Consider the following 21175-nt stretch of genomic DNA (forward strand, 5'->3'; position numbering starts at 1 on the left):
CCGGCCAGGCGCCCGGTGCTTCAGTAGAGGAGCTTGCGATGAGCGAATCCGAGGGACCGACACCGCCCGAGTCGTCAGAGGAAAATGCCCGCCGGGCCGCTGCGGAGCGCGAGTGGGAGGCCAAGCGGGAACGAAAGCGTGAGCAGGAACTCCAGGAGCGTCAGCGGCGGCTCGACCAGCAAAGGCACCTGGATGCACTCGAACAGCATCGACGACATTCCGAGCGTCGACTCCGCGCCCTCACGCCTTTCGGCTGGATGGGCGTCGTGGTGATCGCGCTGCTGGCGGTCCCACCCTACTTCGGCGAATGGAAGGGCTGGCGCACCGGCCCGCCGACACCTCAACCGCCCCCGCCGCCAACGCCGCAGCCGGACGTCCAGGCCAACGCGCCGCCACCACCACCACCACCGTTCCTGGTGGTCGACGTGCCCCGCGCAGGGGACCCATCCGGCCAACGCGCCGAACGGGGCGGCCTGCCTTCCATACCGCCCGAGGTCATCACTTCCCTGATCGGCAAGCTGTTCGACGGCGGAACGGCAGCCGTCACCACCACCGGCGACCTGACCAGGAAGTTCGCCGACGCCGGCATCCGCATCACCGAGGACGCGGCCAGGCAGATCCTGGCCGCGCTGCTGCGCCCGGGTAGCCAAGGGCAGAAGTCACCGCCTGGCGCTGCGCCGGCTTCGGCCATCAACTCGATGCAGTTCAACCTGAGCTGCGCGCCTGAGCGCCCGACGGTCATCGTCAAGCCGCCGCCGCCGATTCCGAAACCCAAGCCCAAGCCGGTTTGCATCGCCCCCGCGCCGGAGCCCGCCAAGCCCTGAGCCGTCAAGACCCCACGGCACGCGACGGCATCCGCCAACGCGGCGCCGGCATGGCCTTTCGACTATATGATTCGCATACGTTTCATATAGGATTTTTCACCATGGGCATCGTCAAGATCTCCGACCTGATGCACGAGAACCTGCGGGTCGCCGGCAGCGCGCTCAGCCGCTCCATCAACGCGCAGGCCGAGCACTGGATGCGCATCGGCATGCTGGCCGAGCTGCACCCCGACCTGGACCACCGCGAGATCGCGCGCCTGCTGGTCAAGGCCGAACAGGCGGGCGGACTGGACCTCGCCGCCGCGATGACCGCATCGCCCGCGCCAGTCGCCCGCACCCCGGCGGGCAAGCACTGACATGGCCCACCGCGTCCCGATCCGATCAACCGACGACCTGGCCATGGCCCGCCGCGCCGCCGCACTAGCGGCCGAGGTGCTGGACATCGTCACGCCGCACGTGGTGCCGGGCGTCAGTACCGAGGCGCTCGACCGCATCTGCCACGACCACATCGTGAACGTGCAGCGCGTGCTGCCGGCCAACCTCGGCTACCACGGCTATCCCAAAACCATCCTCACCTCGGTCAACCAGGTGGTCTGCCACGGCATTCCGTCGCCCGACAAGATCTTGAAGAAGGGCGACATCGTCAACATCGACGTCGCGGTGCAACACGAAGGCTGGTTCGGCGACACCAGCCGCATGTACTGCGTCGGCACGCCGAGCCCGCTGGCGCGGCGCCTGGTCGACACCACCTACGAAGCCTTGCTCGCCGGCATCCGCGCGGTGCGCCCGGGCGCCACGCTCGGCGACGTGGGCCACGCGATCCAGACCGTGGCGCAGCGCGAGCATTTCAGCGTGGTGCGCGAATACTGCGGCCACGGCATCGGCCGCATCTACCACGACGAACCGCAGGTGCTGCACTTCGGCCGCCCCGGCGAAGGCCTGGTGCTGGAGGCCGGCATGGTGTTCACCATCGAGCCCATGCTCAACGCCGGCCGGCGCGAAACCCGCGAGCTCGCCGACGGCTGGACCGTCGTCACCAAGGACCGCTCGCTGTCGGCGCAATGGGAGCACATGGTGGCGGTGACGCCGGAAGGCTCCGAAGTACTCACGTGAGTGGCGGAAATCCGGCTGCCTGAGCGCCGGCCGGTGGGCTCGGTTGCCGGCCGCGAATGCTCCCGAGAGCGGCGGAGCGAGACCGCCTGAAGTTGTCCAGCGCGGATGTGGACAGGTCTGTAGAAAACCACGGGGAAAAGCGCCGAAAGCCTCGCCCCGCCTGGCTTTGGACACGATGCCCAAAAAACGCCCACTGCCACCCGACCGCTGCTGACGCTGGTCGGCACGCGGGGAATCCCGGCTCCGGAACTCGTCTGCATACATGTAGGATTGTCTGATGGTACGTTTAAAACATGTACCAACGCAGGCACCTCGCATCATCCAGAACAACGGAGTCCAACATGCAGATCTCCCGCCGCCGCACCCTCGGCTCACTCGTGGCCATGTCTCTCGGAACGCCGCTCCTGGCCCGCGCACAGGCCAAGCCGGTGCGGGTCGTCGTGCCCTGGAACGCCGGCGCGGCGGCCGACGTGCTCACCCGCGCCATCTGCCAGTCGATCTCCAGGACCAGCGGACGTGCCTTCGTCGTGGACAACCGGCCGGGCGCCGGCGGACGCATCGGCACCCAGGCGGTGGCCAACGCGGCACCGGACGGCCTCACGCTGCTGATGTCGAACGCCGACACCCATGCGCTGGCGCCGTTCATCTACAAGAACCTGCCCTACGACGCGTCCAGGAGCTTCGTGCCGGTCACGCTGTTCGCCAGCGTGCCCTTCGCCTTGATCGCCGGCCCCTCGCGGCCCGACATCGACAGCACCAACGCCTTCGTGGCTTCGGCCAAGGCCGCACCGCGTGCGATCAGTTTCGCGTCCTGGGGCCAGGGCAGCACCTCGCACGTCGGCATGGTGCTGCTGGCGCGTGCGCTCGGCATCGAGCTCAACCACATCGCCTTCCAGGGCCAGACGCCCGGGCTGCTGGCCGTCGAGGGCGGCCATGTCGACACCATGCTGCTGACCGCCGGTGGCGCGGACGCCGCCGCCAAGGCCGCGCGGGTCAAGCTGCTCGGCGTGGCGGCCGACAAGCGGCTGGAGCTGATGCCGGCCGTGCCGACCCTGCGTGAACTGGGCATCAACCAGTCGGTGGGCAACTGGTTCGCGCTGCATGCGCCGGCCGGCACGCCGCCGGACATGGCCCGGGAAATCTCCGGCCTGGTCGCCGATGCGATGCGTGACCCCGCCGTGCGTGACACCTACCGGCTGCAGGCCGCCGTGCCGGAAGTGCACGGGCCGGAAGCCCTGGGCAAATTCGTGCTGAGCGAGCAGGAGCGGTGGGGCTCGGTCATTCAGGCCGCGGGGATCACGCTTGACTGACGCCACCGCCCGCCTCGCCGCCTTCGCCTGCCGCACCCGCTGGGACGAGATTCCGGCCGGCGTGCAGCACCAGGCCCGCCGCGCGGCCATGAACTACGTCGCGGTGGCCCTGGCTGGCTGCCACGACCCGACCATCGACGCCGCCCTGCGCGCCTTCGAACCCCTGCGCGCCGGCACGCAGGCGCGGCTGGTCGGCCGCGCCGAGCGCCACGATCCCTACAACGCCGCCGCCATCAACGCCATGGCGGCCAACGTCCACGACTTCTGCGACACCCACATCCCGACCATCGTCCATCCGTCCGCACCGGTGTTCCCGCCGCTGTTCGCCCTGGCCGACGCCGCACCGGTGCGCGGCCAGGACCTGCTGCGCGCCTTCATCGTCGGCGCCGAGGTCGAATGCCGCATCGCCAACGCGATATCGCCCGGACACTATGCACGCGGCTGGCACATCACCTCGACCTGCGGCGTCTTCGGCTCGGCCGCCGCGGTGGCCAACCTGCGCGGGCTCGATGCCGGCGTACTCGCCTCGGCCTTCGGCAGCGCCGCGGCCCAGTCCTGCGGCCTGGTCGAAACGCTGGGCAGTTCGGCCAAGAGCATCAGCGTGGGCAACGCGGCGCGCAACGGCATGCTGTCGGTGGCGCTGGCCGAGCAAGGTTTCGAAGGCCCGGCCGCACCGCTGGAAGGCGTGCGCGGGTTTCTGCGCGTGGTCTGCGACCAGCCTGATCCGTCCCGGCTCGAAGGCGGCGACCCCGTCTGGCAGCTGGAGGCCGATGCCTTCAAGCCCTACCCCTGCGGCGTGGTGCTGAACCCGGTGCTCGACGCCTGCCTGGACATCGCGGCCTCACCGGACTTCCTGGCGCGCGAGCCGCAGGCCATCGTGTACATCGAGCTCTCGGGCCACCCGCTGCTGCGCCAGCGCACCGACCGCCCCGGCGTCACCAGCGGCCGGCAATCGCAGGTGAGCGCGCAGCATGCGGTGGGCGTGTCGCTGCTGCGCCGCCGCGCCGGACTGGCCGAGTTCTCCGATGCCGCGGTGCACGACCCCGCCGTGCGCTCACTCGGCGCAAAGGTGCGCTTTACCGACGACCCCGCGAGCACCGTGGATGCGGCCCGGGTCACCATCGGCTTCGCCGATGGTTTCGCGCTGAGCCGCTCGGTCGAATTCGCGCGTGGCAGCCTGGGCCGGCCGCTGTCGGACGCCGAGCTGGAAAACAAGCTGCGAACGCTCGCGCGCCACGGCGGCCACCGGCTGGACGCCTCTGCATTGGTAGACGCGATCTGGGCGCTGGACCGCCTGCCCGACGCCTCGGCGGTGACGGCATTGACCGTACCGGCGCCCTGAGCCGCCGGCCCGGTCACTGCACCTGCAGGCCCTTTTCCTTCACCACCCGGGTCCATTTATCGGTCTCGGCCGAGACGAAGGCGCGGGCCTGTTCGGGCGTGGTGCCCAGCACGTCGAGCCCGTCACGCTCGGCCATCTGTCGCAGCGCCGGCCGGCGCATGGCCTCGACCGCCGCAGCATGCAGGCGCTGCACCACGGCCGGTGGCGTGCGGGCCGGCACCGCCAGCACGAACCAGTTCAGCGCCTCGAAACCGGGCAGCGTCTCGGCGACGGTCGGTGTGTCGGGCTGCGACGCCATGCGCTTCTGCCCCGTGGTCGCGAGCAGCTTGAGCTTGCCCGAGCGCACATGCACCAGCGATGAAGCCGGGTTGTCGATCATCAGGTCGACCTGCCCGCCGATCAGGTCGGCGAAGGCCGCACCCGCACCCTTGTACGGCACCTTGGTGAGCTGCACGTGGCCCAGCGACGACAGCAGCTCCGTGGCCAGCGACTGGATGCCCGTGCTGCCGCTCAAGGCGAAGTTCACCTGCTTGCCGCTGCGCACCGCCTGCAGCACATCGGCCACGCTGGCCACCGGATAAGCCGCATTGGCCACCAGCACCTGCGGCGTCGTGGCCAGGATGGTCACCTGCTCGAAGTCCTTCACCGGCTGGTAGGGCACCTTCGGGTAGAAGGCCGGCGTGGTGCCGAAGGCGGCCGAACTGATGAGCACGGTGTAGCCGTCGGGCGCGGCGTGCGCCACGTCCATCGCGCCGATCTGCCCGGTATTGCTCGGCTTGACGTCCACGAACACGTTCTGACCCAGGATCTCCGCCATCTCGCGCGCCAGCGGCCGCGCCAGGGCATCCACACCGCCGCCGGCCGCGAAGGGCACCACCAGCCGTATCGGCTTTTCCGGGTAGTCGGCGGCTGCGGCCATTCCCGGCAGCAAACCGGCACACAGCGACAGCAGAAGCCTTCGACGCAGGCGGATCAGGGTATTCACTTTCAGTCTCCATTTTGTATGACGGTCATTCACAGGCTAAGCTCTTGTCATACGATAAGTCAATCGTATGAACCATCCCCGAGGAGTTCACCATGCCCGCCATGCCACTGCGCCGCCGCCCCTTGCTGGCCTGCTGGGCGTCGCCTGCCTGCCCTCGACCGGCATCGCCCAGGCACCGGGCTGGCCTGATCGGCCGGTGCGGCTGATCGTTCCGTTTCCGCCCGGTGGCGGTACCGATGCGCTGGCCCGCATCCTGGCGCCGGGCCTGTCGCGCATCTGGGGCCAGCCGCTGGTGGTGGACAACCGCGCCGGCGCGCAGGGCAACATCGGCACGCAGTTGGCGGTGAAGTCGCCGCCCGACGGCTACACGCTCGTCTTCGCGCACCAGGGGGTGCTCACGGTCAATGCGCATCTCTATGCACAGATCGGCTTCGATCCGCTCAAGGACATGGCGCCGGTCACGCTGGCCACGGTGCAGCCCTTCCTGCTGGTGGCGCATCCGTCGGTGCCGGCGCAGAACCTCGCCGAGCTGACCGCGCTCGCCAAACGTGAACCGGGCAAGCTCACCTTCGCGTCGAGCGCGTCCGGCCCGCAGATGGCAGGCGAGCTCTACAAGTCGAGCACCGGCATCTCAATGCTGCACGTGGCCTACAAGGGCGCGGGGCCGGCCGTGGTCGACGTGCTGGCCGGCACCGTCAACCTGATGGTGGCCAACCCCACCTCGGTGGCACCGCATGTGAAGAGCGGCAAGCTCCGGGGCATCGTGGTGTTCGGCAACGAACGCGTCGACATCCTGCCGGACGTGCCCACCGCCGCGGAGGCCGGCTACCCCGACCTGGGCCGCAACCCGGAGTGGTACGGCATCGGCGTGCCGGCCGGCACGCCGCCCGCCGTCGTGCAGAAGCTCCAGCACGACATCGCCACGGTGCTCGATTCCGACGAGGCACAGAAGGCGATCCGCGGACTCGGCCTGATTCCCACGTCCAGCACGCCCGAGGCCTTCGCCAGGCGCATCCGCGTCGACTACGAGGTGTGGGGCCGTGTCGTCAAGATCTCCGGCGCCAAGCCCGAAGGCAGCTGAGCCATGAGCGCTCTACGGCGTGCGCCGTGCGGAGGCGACCAGCCAGCGCGAAAACTGCGCATACGGCCGACGATGCGCCTTGGCCATCTCGCACACCAGCCAGTAGCCGTCCGCGCTCGTGGCCGATTGCGGCAGCGGCCGCACCAGCAGGCCGCTGGCGAACTCGGACGCCAGATAGGACCGCTGCGTCACCGCCACGCCCAGCCCCTGCACCGCCGCCTGCAGGCACAGCGCCGCATTGGCCATGGGAATCACGCGGGTGTGATCGGCCAGCGCCAGGCCCACCGACCGCAGCCAGACATCCCAGCTCGCCGGCGCGATCATCGATTGCAGCAGCTTCTCGCCGAGCAGGTCGGCGGGGCTGGCGATGCGCTCGGCCAGCGCCGGCGCGCAGGCCAGCACCAGCTCGTCCTGAAAGAGCAGCTCGGCATGCAGATCGCGCCAGTCGCCGCGCCCGCGCCTTACCACGAAATCGGCGTTGACGAGTTCGGTGTCGTCGGCACGGGCCACGGTGGCGATCTCCACGTCGATGTCCTGGTGCTCGGCATAGAAGCCCGCCAGCCGGGGCATCAGCCACTGGATGGCCAGGCTGGGAATCACCTTCACGCGGATCGGCACCGGCCCCGCGAGACCGCTGGCCCGGGCGACCAGCGCCTCCAGCCGCTCGAAGGGCTCGGCCGCGCCGGTCGCCAGCGCCAGCCCGATCTCGGTGAACTCCATCTGCCGGCCGGACTTGGCCAGCACCCGCGCGCCGAGCTCGGTTTCGAGCCGGCGGATCTGGTGACTCACCGCGCCCGGCGTGATGTTGAGCTGCGCCGCCGCGCGCCCCATGCCGCCACATCGGTGAATCGCTTCCAGCACCCGCATCGGGCCCAGGATGTTGCGCAGCTCGGTCATGACCAACCGTTGAGGAAGATTGAAGAATCGCGCGAAGATTTGAACAGACGAGCGCCGCCGCGATGCCTATCGTCTTCACTCATTCCACCAAAGAAGAGTCGGAGACAAGCATGAAGAAAGCTCATGTGCGGCGCATGCGGCGCGGCCTGCTCGCCCTGGCGCTCGGCCTGTCAGCCGGGCTTGCACAAACCCAGCCGCAAAAGCCCTGGCCGGACCGCGCGATCCGCCTCATCGTGCCCTTCGCCGCCGGCAGCGCGGCCGACACCCTGTCGCGCACCGTCGCCACTCGGCTGGCCGAACGCCTGGGCCAGCCCGTCACGGTCGACAACAAGGGCGGCGCGGGCGGCACCATCGGCACGACCGACATCGCTCGCGCCGCACCCGACGGCTACACCCTCGGCGTGGCCGCTCAGGGCACGCTGGTCAACAACCTGGTGCTGTACGCCAGGCCGGGCTACGACCCGCTGAAGGATTTCGCCTATATCGCCCACATCGGCGATGTGCAGAACGTGCTGGTGGTCAAGGCCGACGCGCCGTATGCCAACGTGGCCGCGCTGCTCGACGCGGTGCGCGAGCAGCCCGACGAACATTTCAAATATTCCTCCAGCGGCGCCGGCACCAGCCATCACGTGGCCGGCGTGCTGCTGGCCCAGCATCTCAGGAAGAAGCTGCTGCACGTGCCCTACACCGGCGCGCCGCAAGGCCTCACCGCCATCCTGTCGGGCGATGTCGACCTGGGCCTCTACAACCTGCCCGCGGCCTTGGGGCTGATCGGTGCCGGCAAGCTCAAGCCGCTGGCCGTCACCGGGCCGACGCGGGCCACGGTGCTGCCTGCCCTGCCGACCCTCGCCGAGTCGGGGCTCGACGGCTATTCGGTCACCCTGTGGTGGGGCGTCATCGCGCCGGCCGCCCTGCCCCCGGCCATCGCCCAGCGGCTCAACGACGAGATCAACCGCATCCTGGCCGAGCCCGAGGTGCGCAAGCGCATGGCAGACCAGGGCTTCACCCTGCCGCCGCTGCCGGGCAAGACCCGCGAGCAGTTCGCCGAGCTGGTGCGCGTCGACATCCGCACCTCGCTTCCCCTGTTGCGGCAGATGGGCCTGTCGGCCAGCGAATGAGCGCGCCGCACATGCCCCCCACCCTCTGCGAACGGCTGGCGGCGCTCGCCATCGACACCCCGGCTGGCGCCCTGCCGGCACTCGCCATCGAGCGCGCGCAGATGGTGGTCGCCAGCACGCTCGCCAGCGCCGCCGCGGGCTACGGCATCGACTCGGCCAGGGTGATCCGCGACCTCGAACTGGCAGACGGCGGCACGCCGTCGGCGAGCGTCTGGTTCAGCGACCGGCGCCTGCCGTTGCGGGCCGCCGCCCGCGTGAACGCGGTGGCCAGCGACGCGGCGGCATCGGACGACAGCGACCTGCGCAGCATCGCCCACATAGGCACCGTGATCACCGCCGTGGCGCTCGCCGTGGCCGAGGCCGAAGGCAGCGGCGGCCAGGCGGTACTGCAGGCGATGGTGCTGGGCTACGAGGTCGCCGGCCGCATCGACGAATCGCTCACACCCAACCGCATGCGGCGCGGCTTTCATGGCTCGGTCAGCACCGTCTTCGGCGGCGTGGTGGCCGGCGGCCGGCTGTTCGGGCTCGACCGCAACCGCATGGCCCACGCCCTCGCGCTGGCCGCCACCTCCATCGGCGGCTTGGCGATGGCGGCCGACACCAGTTGTGCCCGGGAATACCACGCGGGCCTGTCGGCCAGCACCGCCGTCAACGCCCTGCTGGCAGCCCGCGCTGGCTTCGAGGCCGAACTCCAGGTGCTCGACTCGCCGCGTGGATTTCTGCAGGCCATGGGCGCGCAGGAGGTCGAGGCCATCACCGCCGACTGGGGCGCCAGCTGGGACATCACGACCGACATGGCCATCAAGCTGATGCCCGGCGCCCACCCCTTCCACGCCACCGCCGAAGCCGCCGCCGATGCCGCCGCGCTCGCCCGCGCCGAGGGCGGCTTGCGGCTCGAAGACATCGCCGGCATCGAGATATCGGCCGCCGTGCAATGGACACATTTCCAGGGCGATCCCCATCCGCGCAACCTGGTCGACGCGGCGCACAGCATCGTGTATTTCGTGGCCGCCGCCATCGTCGACGGCGGCTTCGGCTGGCAGCACATGGACGAGACCAGGATGGCCGACCCCGCCATCGCCGCGCTGCAGGACAAGATCGTGATGGACCCCTCGCCGCCGGCCCTGCCCGACCGGTTCCCGCACCGCCACGGCGGCGCCGTCACCCTCACCCTGGCCGACGGCCGGCGCTACCGGGCCGAGTGCAAGGCACCGCGCGGCTCCGGGCCGCGCGGCGTGCTGTGGAGCGACGTGCAGGACAAATTCCGGCACCTCATGCCCGCGAGCGGCCTGGACGAGACAGCCATCGCCGAATGCCTGGACTGCGTCATGCAGCTGCCTTCGGCGCCCCGGGTCGACCGGCTGGTCGACGCCACCCGCGTCGCGGGTGCGGTTTCAGCCTGAGAACGAAGGAGACACATCCATGTGGAAATCATTCGCCGGCGCGGCCCTGCTGTCGCTCGCCTCCCTGCAGTCCGCCCTGGCGGCCGACCCCTTTCCCTCGCGACCGATCACCATCGTCGTCGGCGTGGCGCCGGGCGGCAGCCTGGATGCCCTGGCCCGCCTCATCGCCTCGCAGATGAGCGTGGACCTGAAGCAGTCGGTGGTGGTGGAAAACACCACCGGCGCCGGCGGCCTGGTCGGCTTCCAGAAACTGATGAAGTCCGAGCCCAACGGCTACACGCTGATGTTCAGCAACAGCTCCATGGTGCTGATCCCGCTGATGTTCCCCAAGGCAGGGCTGGACGTGGTGGACGACACCACGCCCATCGGCCACGTGGCCAACGTGCCGATGGTGCTGGCGGTCAGCAGCAAGAGCGGCATCCAGGACCTGGGCACGCTGATGACGCAGATGAAGGCGCCCGGCGCGGCCAGGCTCAACTTCGGCTCCGGCGGCCCCGGCACCACCTCGCACCTGGCCGAGGCGGTGTTCATCAAGATGGTCGGCGGCCAGGGCGAGCTGGTGGCCTACCGCGGCTCCGGCCCGGCGCTGGCCGACGTCATGGCCGGCACCATCGAGGGCATCATCGACCAGACCGTCACCCTCACCTCGCTGCACACCGGCAAGCGGCTGAAGGCGCTGGCCGTGTCTTCGCCCCAGCGCACGGCGCAGCTGCCCGACGTGCCCACTTTTGCCGAAGCCGGCCTGCCGCAGTTCGACCTGCAGATCTGGAACGGCCTGGTCGGCCCACGCGGCCTGCCGCCGGCGGTCGCCGAAGTGCTGCAGAAGTCGATCCGCCGCATCGTCGAGTCGCCCGACTGGAAGGAACGCATCGGCCAGCTCGGCGCCGAAGTGCCGCCGGCCGCCGAGCTCGGCCCCGAGGCACTGCGCCAGACCTTGCAATCGGACCAGAAGAAGCTCGCCGGCATGGCCAGCGAACTCAACCTGCAGGCGCGCTGACGGCGCGCCGCACCAACCGTTTTTTTCATCGACATCGTGAGGAGACAGAAGTGAGCCAGAAGATCTATGGATTCGTGGGGCTGGGCAACATGGGCGGCCCCATGTCCGCGCGGCTGGTGGCGGCGGGCTACACGCTGCATGTGTTCGACCGGGACCAGAAAGCGGTCGACGCCGCCGTCGCCCAGGGCGCGATCGCGCAGCCCTCCGCCCGTGCGGTGGGCGATGCGGCCGACGTGGTGTTCCTGAGCCTGCCGGACGGCAAGATCGTGAACCTGGTGCTCGCCGGCGACGACGGGCTCGGCAAGGCCGGCCGCGCCAAAACGGTGGTGGACCTGTCCACCATCGGCCCGGACGCCGCGCGCAAGGCCTACGCCAGCCTGCACGAAGCCGGTATCACCTATGTCGACGCGCCGATCAGCGGCGGCGTCGGCGGCGCGGTGAAGGGCACGCTGGCCGTGATGGTCGCCTGCCCGCAGCCGCTCTACGACGAGCTGTTGCCGGTGCTGCAGACCTTCGGCACCGGCTTCTACATGGGCGTGGACGCCGGGTTGGCGCAGGTGATGAAGCTGGCCAACAACCTGCTGTCGGCCGCGGCGGTGGCGATCACCTCGGAGGCCATGGCGATGGGCGTGAAGTCGGGGCTGAACGCCCGGACCATGATCGACGTGATCAACGCCGGGTCGGGGCGCAACTCGGCCACGGTGGACAAGTTTCCCAAGGCGGTGCTGACGGGGACCTTCAACGTCGGCTTCGCGGCCCGGTTGGCGCACAAGGATGTGCGGCTTTGCCTGGCTGAGGCGGAGGCGATCGGGGTGCCGATGGTGGTGGGGGCGGCGGTGCGGGAGATGCTCGTGGCGACCACGGCTATCTGTGGGCCGGAGGCGGATTATTCGGATGTGGCTCGGGTGGTGGAGGGGTGGGCCGGGACGAAGATTCGCGGCTGATGGCCTTGCCGCGCCTGGCTGCGGGCTGGGTGCGTGTCGTGGCTTGGCCGGTTTTTACCTCTGCTGAACTTGGGGTGAGCTGGGGGTGCTCGCCCTGGAACGCGGTCACTTTCGAGCTTTGCTGCTTTTGCTTGGGCTGTGTCTCCTGCGGAGGGCTGTGCCACCGCGTGGGCTGCTGTCCTCTGCCGGATGCGTGCCACTGCGTGGGCTGCTTCTCCTGCGGAGGGCTGTACCACCGCGTGGGCTGCTGTCCTCTGCCGGATGCGGGCCACTGCGTGGGCTGTGTCTCCTGCGGAGGGCTGAGGCCGGGATTTCGCCCCGGCGGGCGAGTCACTTTCTTTGCTTCGCCAAAGAAAGTAACCAAAGAAAGGCGACCCCGGTGGGCGAGGTCCTTCGGACACGCTGCGGTACTCGGTTTTGCGGGGTCTGGCGGAACTCGCTTCGCTCAGACAGCCGCCAGCCCTTATCCGCAAAACCTCCGTTCCTCGCTCTCGACCACAGGGGACCCCAAACACCACACGGGCCATCGCTGCGCTCGGCCTACGACGGTCTTCGCTGCGCTCGACAGGTGAAAGGGGCGACACGTCCATGGGGCGGTGCAGATGGGTACACGGCTGCCGCATCGGTCGGTACGGCAAATAGCGCGCAGACCATGGAGCGTCCGTCACCGAGCATGGCGATGGAACGCACGCGGCCCCCTCACCGTGCTCAGTGCGGTCGCCTGTCCTTACCCTCTCCGCCTCGACCCGCGCAGCGGGGCCATGGCACTGGATCGACCCTTGTCCAAACTGTTGCCGTTAGAGCGTTCGAAGGCACATTCCCCAGGCCGAGCGAAGCAATGGCCCGACCGAGCCTCGAGCTCGTCTTCAAGGCAACTTTCTTTGGTGACTTTCTTTTTTGCCAGAAAAGAAAGTTACCGCGGGTCTGGGGGCGCGCAAGCCCCCAGCTCCACCCGACGAACAGTAGAAGAAAAAAGAAAGAAGCTGCCAGCCCAGCGATGGCCAAAAAGCCCCAGCCCAGAAAAAATCACCCCGCGTACTGCAACGGCCGCAGCGGCGGAAGATCAACCCGCACCGCCACCCCATCCACACCGGCGGACGGATACCGAACAAAAACCTGAGGATCATGCCCCGGCACGATGTGATCCGCCGAATCCGCCAACCTCCGCAGCGTGTTGAACCCTTCCAGCATCTCCCCCACATGAAAGGCCAGGGTGAACGGCCGATCCGTATTCACGTTCTCATAGAAGTGCGACACATCCGAAGCCAGCACGACCCACCCCCGCGCCGTATGCACCCGCACACTCATCAACCCATCGGTATGCCCCCCGATCCGGTGCAGGCTGATCCCCGGATAAAGCTCGGTCACCCCGTCGTGAAACCGCAGCCGGTCCCCATACAGCAACCGCACCATCTCGCAGACATCGTCCGCCTCATAACTGTGCCGCTGCGCGTGATGGCACATATAGCGCCCGGTCGCAAAAGCCATCTCCCGCTCCTGCAGGTGAAAGGTCGCCCGCGGAAACCCGCCAAGATTGCCCGCATGGTCGTAGTGCAGATGCGTGATAACCACATCGAGCACCTCCTGCGGCTGCACTCCGCAGCGGGCCAGCAGCTCCAGCGGCGAGGCCAGAAACTGCCGCTTGCGCCGCTCGGCCATCTCGGCGGTGAACCCGGTGTCGACCACCACGGTGCGCCCCTCCCCGCGGATGAACCACACGAAATAGTCCATGGGCATCGGCGCCTCGTGCGGATCGCCGCCGATGAAGTGTTCCTTGCGGGTGCCACCTCGTGTGGCGTAGCGCACCGCCTGGATCTCGTAGCAGGGCAGATCGCCCATGTCAGGCTTTCGCGCCGGACGGGCCGGACCACTGCTCGACGAACCGCACCAGCGCCGTCATGTCCATGGCCGCACCGTTCTGCAGGTAGGCCGACTGCCACAGTTGGCGGGACTGCCCGCCCACCCACATCGGCACGCCCAGCTTCTGGCATTCATCGACCGCCAGCCCGATGTCCTTGCAGACGCTGGAAATGGGAAAGCCGAAATCGAAGCTGCGGCCCAGCACGTACTTGGGAAACTTGTCGGCCGTGGCGTTGTTGCGGCCGCTGCCGGCGTTGAACACGCTCATCATGGTTTCGGGGTCGAGCCCGCCGCGCATGCCGGCGACGAAAGCCTCGGCGGTCACCGCGAAGGCGGTGGACGACAGCATGTTGTTGAGCAGCTTCATCAGCTGCGCCTGGCCGGGCTTCTCGCCCACCACGAAGGGCTTGCCGAACACAGCGAACAAGGGCAGCACCTCGGCCACCGCGGCAGGTTCGCCGGCGACCATCACCGCCAGGGTGCCGGCCTTGGCGCCGGCCGCCCCGCCGCTGATCGGCGCATCGACCACCTCGATGCCGCGCGCCAGCAAGGTGGCCGCGACCTCCTGCGTCGCGGTGCTGCCCACGGTGGACAGGTCGACCATGATCTTCACCGCGCCGCCCTCGATCACGCCGCCCGCGCCCGCGCCCACTTGCCGGAAGGCCGCCACCGTCGGCATGCTGGTGAAGACGATGCGTACCTCGTCGGCCACCGCCTTCACACTGGCTGCCGCACGGGCGCCGAGCGACACCAGCTCGGCCACCGCCTCCTGGTTCAGGTCGAAGACCACCACGCCGTAGCCGGCCTCCAGCAGTCGCCGCGCCATCGGGCGGCCCATGGTGCCCACGCCCACGAAACCTACGGTCGGCCGGTCCTTGCCGTCTTGCGCTTGTCCCATCTCAGTCTCCTTTTTCTATTCGGTTCAGGTCGAATGTTTCATCCCGCCAGCCAGCCGCCCTCCATGGGCAGCATGGCGCCGTTGATCTCGTTGCCCGCCGCGCCGCACAGAAACACCAGCAGTTGCGCCACGTGCAGGCTTTCCACGAACTGCCCGGAGGGCTGCTTGCCGACGAGAAAACGCCTTCTCGCCTCGTCGTAGTCGACGCCCTCGTCCTGCATCAGCGTGCGGATGCGCGCCTCGGCGCCGGGCGTATGCACCGCGCCCGGGCAAAGCGCGTTGCAGGTGATGCCATCGGCCGCGGCCTCCAGCGCCACCGAACGCGTCAGGCCCAGGATGGCGCTCTTGGTGGTGACGTAGTCGACGCGGTGGGCCGTGGCCCGCGAGCCGTACACCGACGACATGTTGAAGATGCGTCCCCAGCGCCGCCGCCGCATGCCCGGCAGCGACAGCCGGATGGTGTGGAAGGCCGCCGACAGGTTGACGGCCAACGCGCGGTCCCACATGGCGGGGGGAAAGTCGTCGATCGGCGCGATGTGCCGGACCACCGCGTTGTTGACCAGGATGTCGATGCCGCCGAGTTGGTCGACAAGTTCCTGCATCAGCGCGCCGATGGCGACCGGGTCGGCCAGGTCGGCCTGGCGATACGACACCTCCGAGCCGGTGGAGCCGGCCAGCCGCGCGCACGTTTCCTGCATGTCGCTCGCCGACTCTAGGCCGTGCAGCACGACGCGGCATCCGGCTTCGGCCAGCGCCTGCCCGATGGCCAAGCCGAGTCCGCCGCCGGATCCGGTCACCAGTGCCGTCTTGCCCGAGAGTTGCCCGTTCGCCATGCTTTGCTTGTCTCCGTCCATACGTCGTTTCGCAGGATTGTATGATGCGAATACAGTATTCGGACCATCCGAGGGAAAGCCCCCGCTACACTCGTCGATCCGCATCGTTCTGCCCCGGAAATCCTCCATGCCCGCGACTGAAAAGACACCCGCACCCGAACGTGATTTCCGAGTCGTCCGCGTTGCCGCGCCGCTGCGCCAGAGCGTGGTCGAAGGCATCCGGGCCGCCATCGCCAGCGGCCATTTCGCCGCCGGCGAGCGCCTCACCGAAAAAGAACTCTGCGAAATGATCGGCGTCAGCCGCACCCTGGTGCGCGAGGCGCTGCGCCAGCTCGAATCCGAAGGCCTGATCGACGTGGTGCCCAATCGCGGCCCGGCGGTGGCCCGGGTGTCGGTGGCGCAGGCCGAACAGATCTACCAGGTACGCCGCGAACTCGAAGGCCTGGCCGCCGAGCTCTTTGCCTTGAACGCCACCGAAGACCAGCAGAAGGAACTGAAGAAGGCGCTGAAGGACCTGAAAGCCGGCATCGGCAGCGACGACCCCATCGCGCGGGTGGCCAGCAAGAACGAGTTCTACGCGGTGCTGCTGCGCGGCAGCGGCAACGAATCGCTGGCGCAGGTGCTCGGCCTGCTCAACACCCGCGTGACCCTGCTGCGCGCCACCTCGCTGCAGCACAAGGGCCGCGCGCAGAAAAGCCTGGTGGAGCTGACCACGCTCGTCGAAGCCCTCGTGGCACGCGACGCCGCCAAGGCCCGCGACACCGCCCGCCTGCATGTGAGCAACGCGGCCGAAGCCGCGTTGAACGTGCTGCGCGAGCAGCCCGAGAAGCACTGAGGTCGTTACCTGCCGGTCGGCCAGAGCGCCTTGGCCACCGCGTTCTCTTCGGGGAACACCGTCACCGGCACGCCTTTCTGCCACTGGATCACCGTCAGTGTGGCGCCGATACGCCGCCCCAGCTCGTCGAACTTGACGACGCCGCCGGGGAAGTACGGCGAGCGCCCTTCGTCCAGACCGCGCAAGGCGGTGGCGACGGCCTCGCGGTCGGCCTTGCCGGCTTTTTCCAGCGCCGATTTCATGATCCACATGTCGCCATAGGTGCTGATGGCGTTCTGCGTCATCCACGGCTCCTTGTACTGCTCCTTCATGCGCCGGATCAGGTCTTCCTGGCCCTTGGCGCCCCAGTTGCCGACGGCAGACATCACCCCCTCGAGCAACTGCGGGCTGATGGTGGCCAGCACGTCCGGCTCGGCGATGGCGATGCCGAAACCGATGGTCGGGATGCGCACGTTCATCTCGTTCATCTTCTCCAGCAGCAGCTTCGAGTCCGAGATGACGGTCGGCAGGAAGAACAACAGGTCGGGCTTGCGCGAGCGCACCTGCTGAACCAGCGACGACGCATCCGACAGCGGCGGCGTGAATGTCTGGTCCACCACCAGCTTCAGCTTGTATTTGTCGAGCAGGCCGCCTTCCTTCATGGCCTTCACGGTGGAGAGCGACGCGGCCGTGTTGTCGGTGACGATGGCCACGGTCTGCGGCCGCTTGCCCGACGCCTTTTCGGCTAGATCCAAGATGGAAGGCAGCGCGATGTCGGCCTGCCGGCCGGCGGTGGCCGAGGTCTGAAAGATGTACTTGAAGCCGCGCCCGGTGATCTGGTCCGAATAGGACAGCGTGAGCATCGGCAGCTTGGCGCGTTCAGTCACCTCGGTGACGGCCAGCGTGAAAGAGCTCAGGTAGGCGCCGGTGGCCACCGACAGGTCCGGGTATTCGGACACCATGCGCTGCGCCGCGCTCTTGGCTTTCTCGGTGGAGTCACCGGAGTCGATCACCACCAGTTTCAGCCGGGCGCCACCCATCGACTGGATGCCGCCCTTCCTGTTGATGTCGTCGACCGCCAGTTCGGCGCCCATCTTCATCACCTGGCCGAAGCGCGCGTAGAGCCCGGAGGTCGGCGCGATCAGCCCGACCTGCACCGGCGCAGGATCGGCCGCCGCCGCGCTGCCGGCCACGCCCAGCAGGCCCAGGGCCGTGCCGGCGGCCCGCATGATGGCCGAACGCCTGTTCGTCGAATTCGTCTGCTTGCCCATGGTTCGTGTCTCCGTCGTGTTGGTCGTCACCTACATGCCCAGGTAGGCACGCCGCACGCGGTCGTCCGCTTCCAGCGCCTGCCTGTCGCCCTCCAGCACCACCCGCCCGGTCTCCAGCACGTAGCCGTGGTCGGCCGACTGCAGGGCCTCGGCCACGCGCTGTTCCACCAGCAGGATGGTGAGCCTGGTGTCGCGGCGGATTTCCATCAGCCGCTCGAAAATGAAATCGGCGATGGCCGGCGACAGGCCCATGGAGGGCTCGTCGAGCATCAGCAGCCGGGGCGACGAAGCCAGTCCGCGGCCGATCGCCACCATCTGCTGCTCACCGCCGGAGAGCGTGCCGGCCAGTTGGCGCGAACGCTGCGCCAGCACCGGAAACCACTTGTGGATGCGCTCGATATTGCGTGCCCAGTCGCGCCGGCCGGCGTCGGTGTAGGCGCCGAGCTCCAGGTTCTCCAGCACCGTCATCGAGGCGAACACCTGCCGGGCTTCCGGTACATGGGCGATGCCCAGGTGCGGCCGACGGTGGGCCGGCACGGCGAGCAGGTCCTGGCCGTCGAAGCGGATCGAGCCGGCGGTGACCGCCAGCGTGCCCGAGATGGTCTTGAACAGGGTGCTCTTGCCCGCACCGTTGGGGCCGACCACCGACACGAAGTGGCCGTCCTGCACGTTCAGCGACACGCCGTGCAGCACCGGAAGCGCGCCGTAGCCGGCAACGAGGCCTTCGATCTCAAGCATTCTTCGCGCTCCACTTCTTGCCGAGATAGGCCTCCACCACCCGCTTGTCGTGCGTGATGGCGGCGGGGTCGCCGACGGTGAGCACCTCGCCGTGGTCGAGCACCACGAACTCGTCGACCAGCTGCACCATGAGCTTCATGGTGTGTTCGATGATGACGATGGTCATGCCCTCCGCGGCCAGCGCCCGGATGGCGGCGACCACGGTTTCGGATTCGTCCAGGCCGAGGCCGGCCAGGGTCTCGTCGAGCAGCAGTATCTCGGGCTGGCCGGCGACCGCGCGGGCCAGCTCCATCAGGCGCAGTTCACGGGTGGTGAGCGATGCCGCCACCGTGTTCGCGTGGGCGTCCAGGCCGAGCCGGGTGACGGCGGCGTCGGCCAGTCGCTGCGCATGGCGCTCGGAGCCGGCACGTACATAGGCGCCGACCTTCACGTTCTCGGCCACGCTCAGCCGCATGAAGGGCCGCATGACCTGGAAGGTGCGGCCCACGCCGGCCGCGCACAGCACGTGGGGCTTGCGGCCGGCCATGTCCACGCCCTTCAACAGCACCTGGCCCTGGTTGGGCCGGATGAAACCGTTGAGCAGGTTGAACAGCGTGGTCTTGCCCGCGCCGTTGGGGCCGATGATGCCGAGGATCATGCCGCGCTGCACCGAAAAGCTCACGTCGTGCACCGCCCGCAGGCCGCCGAAGGTCTTGCCGATGTTGCGCACTTCCAGGATGACTTCGCCGGTGGGCGGTGCACGGCGCGGCGACATCGGTGCGGCTGCGGGTGCCCGATCGGCGGCGTCGGGCTGGCGGGCCGGTTCGGGCGCTGGTCGGCGGAGGCGGTCGCGCACCTTCCAGAACAGGCCCTCGGGCGCCAGCAGGATCACCACGATGATGGCCACGCCCAGGATCACGCCCTGGATGCCGGGGTAGGCGCCGCCGAGCCGCGCATGCAGCAGCTCACCGAGCGGCGTGAGCACTGCCGCGCCGATCACCGGGCCCCACACCGTGCCCACGCCGCCGAACATGCTGACGGTGAGCGCCTGCGCCGACACCAGCATGCCGAACACCGACTGCGGCGTGACCACCAGCAGCACCACCGCGTAGAAGCCGCCGATGGCGCCGGCCATGGCGCCGCTTACCGCGATGGCGCGAAGCTTCCAGCGCAGCGTGTCGATGCCCGCCGCCTCGGCCGCCGCCTCGTTCTGCTTGATGGCGATCAGCGCCCGGCCGAAGCGGGTGCGCTCCACCCACATCGAGATGAACACGCACACCAGCAGCAACCCGACCGCGATGCCGGTGTAGACACGCGGATCGGAGAACTGCATGTAGCGCGCCGCGTCCTCGTGCTTCATGGGAAAGGTCACCTCCTGCCAGCCCAGCCATTCGGCCACGTAGAGCAGCGCCAGCGGATAGGCCAGCATCGACAGCGCGAAATAGTGGCCGCGCAGGCGGAAGGTGGGCAGGCCCACCAGCAGGCCGGCGGCCGCGCCCAGGCAGGCCGACACGGGAATCATGATCCACGGCGTGATGCCCCAGTGGATCTGCGCCAGCACCGTGGCGTAGGCGCCCAGCCCGAAGAACGCGGCATGGCCGAAGGACACCAGGCCGGTGTAGCCGCTGAGCATGTTCCACGACAGCCCGAAGCAGGCCCATACCGGCACCAGCGTGAAGATCAGCTGGTAGTAGGTGTTGCTGACCTGCAGCGCCGCCGCCAGGTAGAGCAAGGCCACGACGACCGCGACGATGGGAGACGAGAACCGCTTCATCGCTCAGGTCCTCTCGGAGACGCGGCCGAACAGGCCTTGCGGACGCAGGGTGACGATCAGCAGGAAGAACACGAAAATGGCCGCGTTCTGCAGCTGCGTCGGCAGCACCAGGCTCGACAGCTGCTGGACCAGGCCGATGATCATGCCGCCCCAGAACGCGCCGAGGATGCTGCCGATGCCGCCGAGCACCACCCCCGCATACATGATGATCACGAACTCCAGCCCGGTGAACGGATGGAAGGGATAGCTCGTCGACAGCAGGCCGCCGGCCACCGCCGTGATGCAGGTGCCCAGGGCGAACGCGGTGCGGTAGGCCGCGGTCACATCGATGCCCATGTAAGTGGAGGCGACCGGGTTGTCGGCGGCCGCGCGCAGCGCCTTGCCCAGCCGGGTGCGCTGGATGAGCAGGGCCAGCAGCACGATCACCACCACCGACACCGACGTGGCCACGCCCCGGCCCTTGTTCACGAAGATGCTCACCGCGTCGCCCCACAGCGGCCCGATCTCCCAGGCGCTGCTCGACAGCGGTGTGCGCACCGATTTCAGCTCCGGTCCGAACAGCATCAGCGCGCCGTTCTGCAGCACCAGCGCGATGCCCAGGGTGAGGATGAGCTGCGCGTAGTGGCCGCCGCCGTCGAGGCCGGCCGTCCGGTTGCCGGTGACCCGGCTGATCAGGAAGAAATGCACCATCCAGCCCACCGCGAACATCACCGGCGCGGCCAGGGCGATGGCGAGATACGGACCGAAGACACCGGTCATGGACTGCGTCCCCACCAGCACGAAGAGGTGGAAGGTGACGTACATGCCCAGCATCATGAAATCGCCCTGGGCGAAATTGATGACCCGCATGATGCCGAAGATGACCGCCAGCCCCACGCACATCAGGCCGTAGAGCGCACCGACCAGCAGGCCCGCGACGAGCGCCTGCAGGAACGCTTCCACCATGAACTGAAACTCAGGCATGGCCGTGGCTCCCTTCTTCGATCGTCATGCA

The 21175-nt window shown here is 68.7% G+C and carries 20 protein-coding genes; 11 read left to right on the forward strand and 9 right to left on the reverse strand.

What is annotated here, in order from left to right:
* Nucleotides 1–38: 38 nt before the first annotated feature.
* From R9X41_RS15250 to R9X41_RS15270, 5 genes are all read left to right on the forward strand, one after another.
* Nucleotides 39–824, forward strand: a complete 786-nt coding sequence (locus tag R9X41_RS15250; RefSeq protein WP_318631292.1) for a hypothetical protein — start codon at nucleotides 39–41, stop codon at nucleotides 822–824.
* Between the two features lie 101 nt (nucleotides 825–925).
* Nucleotides 926–1180 carry a ParD-like family protein gene (locus R9X41_RS15255; RefSeq protein ID WP_318631293.1) on the forward strand — a complete coding sequence of 85 codons (255 nt, stop codon included), beginning with the start codon at nucleotides 926–928 and terminating at the stop codon, nucleotides 1178–1180.
* A 1-nt stretch (nucleotide 1181) separates the two neighbouring features.
* Entirely contained in the window at nucleotides 1182–1937 is a 756-nt protein-coding gene (gene map, locus R9X41_RS15260; protein WP_318631294.1) for a type I methionyl aminopeptidase, read from the forward strand.
* 341 nt (nucleotides 1938–2278) lie between these two features.
* Nucleotides 2279–3247, forward strand: coding sequence for a Bug family tripartite tricarboxylate transporter substrate binding protein (locus tag R9X41_RS15265; protein ID WP_318631295.1), 969 nt, complete (start codon nucleotides 2279–2281; stop codon nucleotides 3245–3247).
* On the forward strand, nucleotides 3240–4589 hold the full coding sequence (locus R9X41_RS15270; protein ID WP_318631296.1) for an MmgE/PrpD family protein: 1350 nt from the start codon (nucleotides 3240–3242) through the stop codon (nucleotides 4587–4589). Before R9X41_RS15265 ends, R9X41_RS15270 begins: the two co-directional genes overlap by 8 nt.
* Nucleotides 4590–4602: 13 nt before the next feature.
* Here the strand turns inward: R9X41_RS15270 and R9X41_RS15275 are convergent, their stop codons facing one another.
* On the reverse strand, nucleotides 4603–5574 hold the full coding sequence (locus R9X41_RS15275) for a tripartite tricarboxylate transporter substrate-binding protein (protein WP_318631297.1): 972 nt from the start codon (nucleotides 5572–5574) through the stop codon (nucleotides 4603–4605).
* A gap of 67 nt (nucleotides 5575–5641) precedes the next feature.
* On the opposite strand from R9X41_RS15275, the gene R9X41_RS15280 reads away from it, so the two are divergent.
* Entirely contained in the window at nucleotides 5642–6655 is a 1014-nt protein-coding gene (locus tag R9X41_RS15280) for a Bug family tripartite tricarboxylate transporter substrate binding protein (RefSeq protein WP_318631298.1), read from the forward strand.
* A gap of 12 nt (nucleotides 6656–6667) precedes the next feature.
* Here the strand turns inward: R9X41_RS15280 and R9X41_RS15285 are convergent, their stop codons facing one another.
* A complete protein-coding gene (locus R9X41_RS15285) occupies nucleotides 6668–7552 on the reverse strand; it encodes a LysR substrate-binding domain-containing protein (protein WP_318631299.1) in 885 nt (294 codons plus the stop codon).
* Between the two features lie 110 nt (nucleotides 7553–7662).
* Between R9X41_RS15285 and R9X41_RS15290 the strand changes: the two genes are divergently transcribed.
* Genes R9X41_RS15290 through R9X41_RS15305 form a run of 4 tightly spaced genes read left to right on the forward strand, consistent with a single transcriptional unit; the run spans nucleotide 7663 to nucleotide 12014 of the window.
* A complete protein-coding gene (locus R9X41_RS15290) occupies nucleotides 7663–8670 on the forward strand; it encodes a tripartite tricarboxylate transporter substrate binding protein (protein ID WP_318631300.1) in 1008 nt (335 codons plus the stop codon).
* Between the two features lie 11 nt (nucleotides 8671–8681).
* Nucleotides 8682–10073, forward strand: coding sequence for an MmgE/PrpD family protein (locus tag R9X41_RS15295; protein WP_318631301.1), 1392 nt, complete (start codon nucleotides 8682–8684; stop codon nucleotides 10071–10073).
* A gap of 19 nt (nucleotides 10074–10092) precedes the next feature.
* Complete coding sequence (locus R9X41_RS15300; protein WP_318631302.1) at nucleotides 10093–11070, forward strand: Bug family tripartite tricarboxylate transporter substrate binding protein; 978 nt, start codon at nucleotides 10093–10095, stop codon at nucleotides 11068–11070.
* Nucleotides 11071–11120: 50 nt separating this feature from the next.
* Nucleotides 11121–12014, forward strand: coding sequence for an NAD(P)-dependent oxidoreductase (locus R9X41_RS15305; protein ID WP_318631303.1), 894 nt, complete (start codon nucleotides 11121–11123; stop codon nucleotides 12012–12014).
* A gap of 1026 nt (nucleotides 12015–13040) precedes the next feature.
* On the opposite strand, the gene R9X41_RS15310 is transcribed toward R9X41_RS15305, so the two are convergent.
* The 3 genes from R9X41_RS15310 to R9X41_RS15320 are packed head-to-tail and all read right to left on the reverse strand — an operon-like array spanning nucleotide 13041 to nucleotide 15605.
* Nucleotides 13041–13853 (reverse strand): N-acyl homoserine lactonase family protein, encoded by an 813-nt coding sequence (locus R9X41_RS15310; protein WP_318631304.1) that lies wholly within the window; start codon nucleotides 13851–13853, stop codon nucleotides 13041–13043.
* Between the two features lies 1 nt (nucleotide 13854).
* Entirely contained in the window at nucleotides 13855–14772 is a 918-nt protein-coding gene (locus tag R9X41_RS15315; protein WP_318631305.1) for an NAD(P)-dependent oxidoreductase, read from the reverse strand.
* Nucleotides 14773–14810: 38 nt separating this feature from the next.
* Entirely contained in the window at nucleotides 14811–15605 is a 795-nt protein-coding gene (locus R9X41_RS15320) for an SDR family NAD(P)-dependent oxidoreductase (RefSeq protein ID WP_318631306.1), read from the reverse strand.
* A 127-nt stretch (nucleotides 15606–15732) separates the two neighbouring features.
* Here R9X41_RS15320 and R9X41_RS15325 point away from each other — a divergent pair, with 127 nt between their 5' ends.
* Complete coding sequence (locus R9X41_RS15325; protein ID WP_318631307.1) at nucleotides 15733–16440, forward strand: GntR family transcriptional regulator; 708 nt, start codon at nucleotides 15733–15735, stop codon at nucleotides 16438–16440.
* Nucleotides 16441–16445: 5 nt separating this feature from the next.
* Here the strand turns inward: R9X41_RS15325 and R9X41_RS15330 are convergent, their stop codons facing one another.
* Genes R9X41_RS15330 through R9X41_RS15345 form a run of 4 tightly spaced genes read right to left on the reverse strand, consistent with a single transcriptional unit; the run spans nucleotide 16446 to nucleotide 21144 of the window.
* The gene (locus tag R9X41_RS15330; protein WP_318631308.1) at nucleotides 16446–17690 is read right to left on the reverse strand and encodes an ABC transporter substrate-binding protein; all 1245 of its coding nucleotides are present in this window, start codon (nucleotides 17688–17690) and stop codon (nucleotides 16446–16448) included.
* 30 nt (nucleotides 17691–17720) lie between these two features.
* The gene (locus tag R9X41_RS15335; RefSeq protein ID WP_318631309.1) at nucleotides 17721–18428 is read right to left on the reverse strand and encodes an ABC transporter ATP-binding protein; all 708 of its coding nucleotides are present in this window, start codon (nucleotides 18426–18428) and stop codon (nucleotides 17721–17723) included.
* The gene (locus R9X41_RS15340; protein WP_318631310.1) at nucleotides 18421–20181 is read right to left on the reverse strand and encodes a branched-chain amino acid ABC transporter ATP-binding protein/permease; all 1761 of its coding nucleotides are present in this window, start codon (nucleotides 20179–20181) and stop codon (nucleotides 18421–18423) included. The genes R9X41_RS15335 and R9X41_RS15340 overlap by 8 nt, the downstream gene beginning before the upstream one ends.
* Before the next feature lie 3 nt (nucleotides 20182–20184).
* Nucleotides 20185–21144: a branched-chain amino acid ABC transporter permease gene (locus tag R9X41_RS15345; RefSeq protein ID WP_318631311.1), complete on the reverse strand. Its 960-nt coding sequence runs from the start codon at nucleotides 21142–21144 to the stop codon at nucleotides 20185–20187.
* Nucleotides 21145–21175: the final 31 nt, after the last annotated feature.

Source organism: Xylophilus sp. GOD-11R, assembly GCF_033546935.1.
Taxonomy (GTDB): Bacteria; Pseudomonadota; Gammaproteobacteria; order Burkholderiales; family Burkholderiaceae_C; genus Xylophilus.

What these genes read in the sequence shown, in the direction of transcription:
- R9X41_RS15330 (WP_318631308.1), bottom strand. Translation starts at nt 17,690, where the DNA reads ATGGGCAAGCAGACGAATTCGACGAACAGGCGTTCGGCCATCATGCGG.
- R9X41_RS15345 (WP_318631311.1), bottom strand. Translation starts at nt 21,144, where the DNA reads ATGCCTGAGTTTCAGTTCATGGTGGAAGCGTTCCTGCAGGCGCTCGTC.
- R9X41_RS15285 (WP_318631299.1), bottom strand. Translation starts at nt 7,552, where the DNA reads ATGACCGAGCTGCGCAACATCCTGGGCCCGATGCGGGTGCTGGAAGCG.
- R9X41_RS15325 (WP_318631307.1), top strand. Translation starts at nt 15,733, where the DNA reads ATGCCCGCGACTGAAAAGACACCCGCACCCGAACGTGATTTCCGAGTC.
- R9X41_RS15335 (WP_318631309.1), bottom strand. Translation starts at nt 18,428, where the DNA reads ATGCTTGAGATCGAAGGCCTCGTTGCCGGCTACGGCGCGCTTCCGGTG.
- map (WP_318631294.1), top strand. Translation starts at nt 1,182, where the DNA reads ATGGCCCACCGCGTCCCGATCCGATCAACCGACGACCTGGCCATGGCC.
- R9X41_RS15300 (WP_318631302.1), top strand. Translation starts at nt 10,093, where the DNA reads ATGTGGAAATCATTCGCCGGCGCGGCCCTGCTGTCGCTCGCCTCCCTG.
- R9X41_RS15290 (WP_318631300.1), top strand. Translation starts at nt 7,663, where the DNA reads ATGAAGAAAGCTCATGTGCGGCGCATGCGGCGCGGCCTGCTCGCCCTG.
- R9X41_RS15315 (WP_318631305.1), bottom strand. Translation starts at nt 14,772, where the DNA reads ATGGGACAAGCGCAAGACGGCAAGGACCGGCCGACCGTAGGTTTCGTG.
- R9X41_RS15310 (WP_318631304.1), bottom strand. Translation starts at nt 13,853, where the DNA reads ATGGGCGATCTGCCCTGCTACGAGATCCAGGCGGTGCGCTACGCCACA.
- R9X41_RS15250 (WP_318631292.1), top strand. Translation starts at nt 39, where the DNA reads ATGAGCGAATCCGAGGGACCGACACCGCCCGAGTCGTCAGAGGAAAAT.
- R9X41_RS15340 (WP_318631310.1), bottom strand. Translation starts at nt 20,181, where the DNA reads ATGAAGCGGTTCTCGTCTCCCATCGTCGCGGTCGTCGTGGCCTTGCTC.
- R9X41_RS15320 (WP_318631306.1), bottom strand. Translation starts at nt 15,605, where the DNA reads ATGGCGAACGGGCAACTCTCGGGCAAGACGGCACTGGTGACCGGATCC.
- R9X41_RS15295 (WP_318631301.1), top strand. Translation starts at nt 8,682, where the DNA reads ATGCCCCCCACCCTCTGCGAACGGCTGGCGGCGCTCGCCATCGACACC.
- R9X41_RS15265 (WP_318631295.1), top strand. Translation starts at nt 2,279, where the DNA reads ATGCAGATCTCCCGCCGCCGCACCCTCGGCTCACTCGTGGCCATGTCT.
- R9X41_RS15255 (WP_318631293.1), top strand. Translation starts at nt 926, where the DNA reads ATGGGCATCGTCAAGATCTCCGACCTGATGCACGAGAACCTGCGGGTC.
- R9X41_RS15280 (WP_318631298.1), top strand. Translation starts at nt 5,642, where the DNA reads ATGAACCATCCCCGAGGAGTTCACCATGCCCGCCATGCCACTGCGCCG.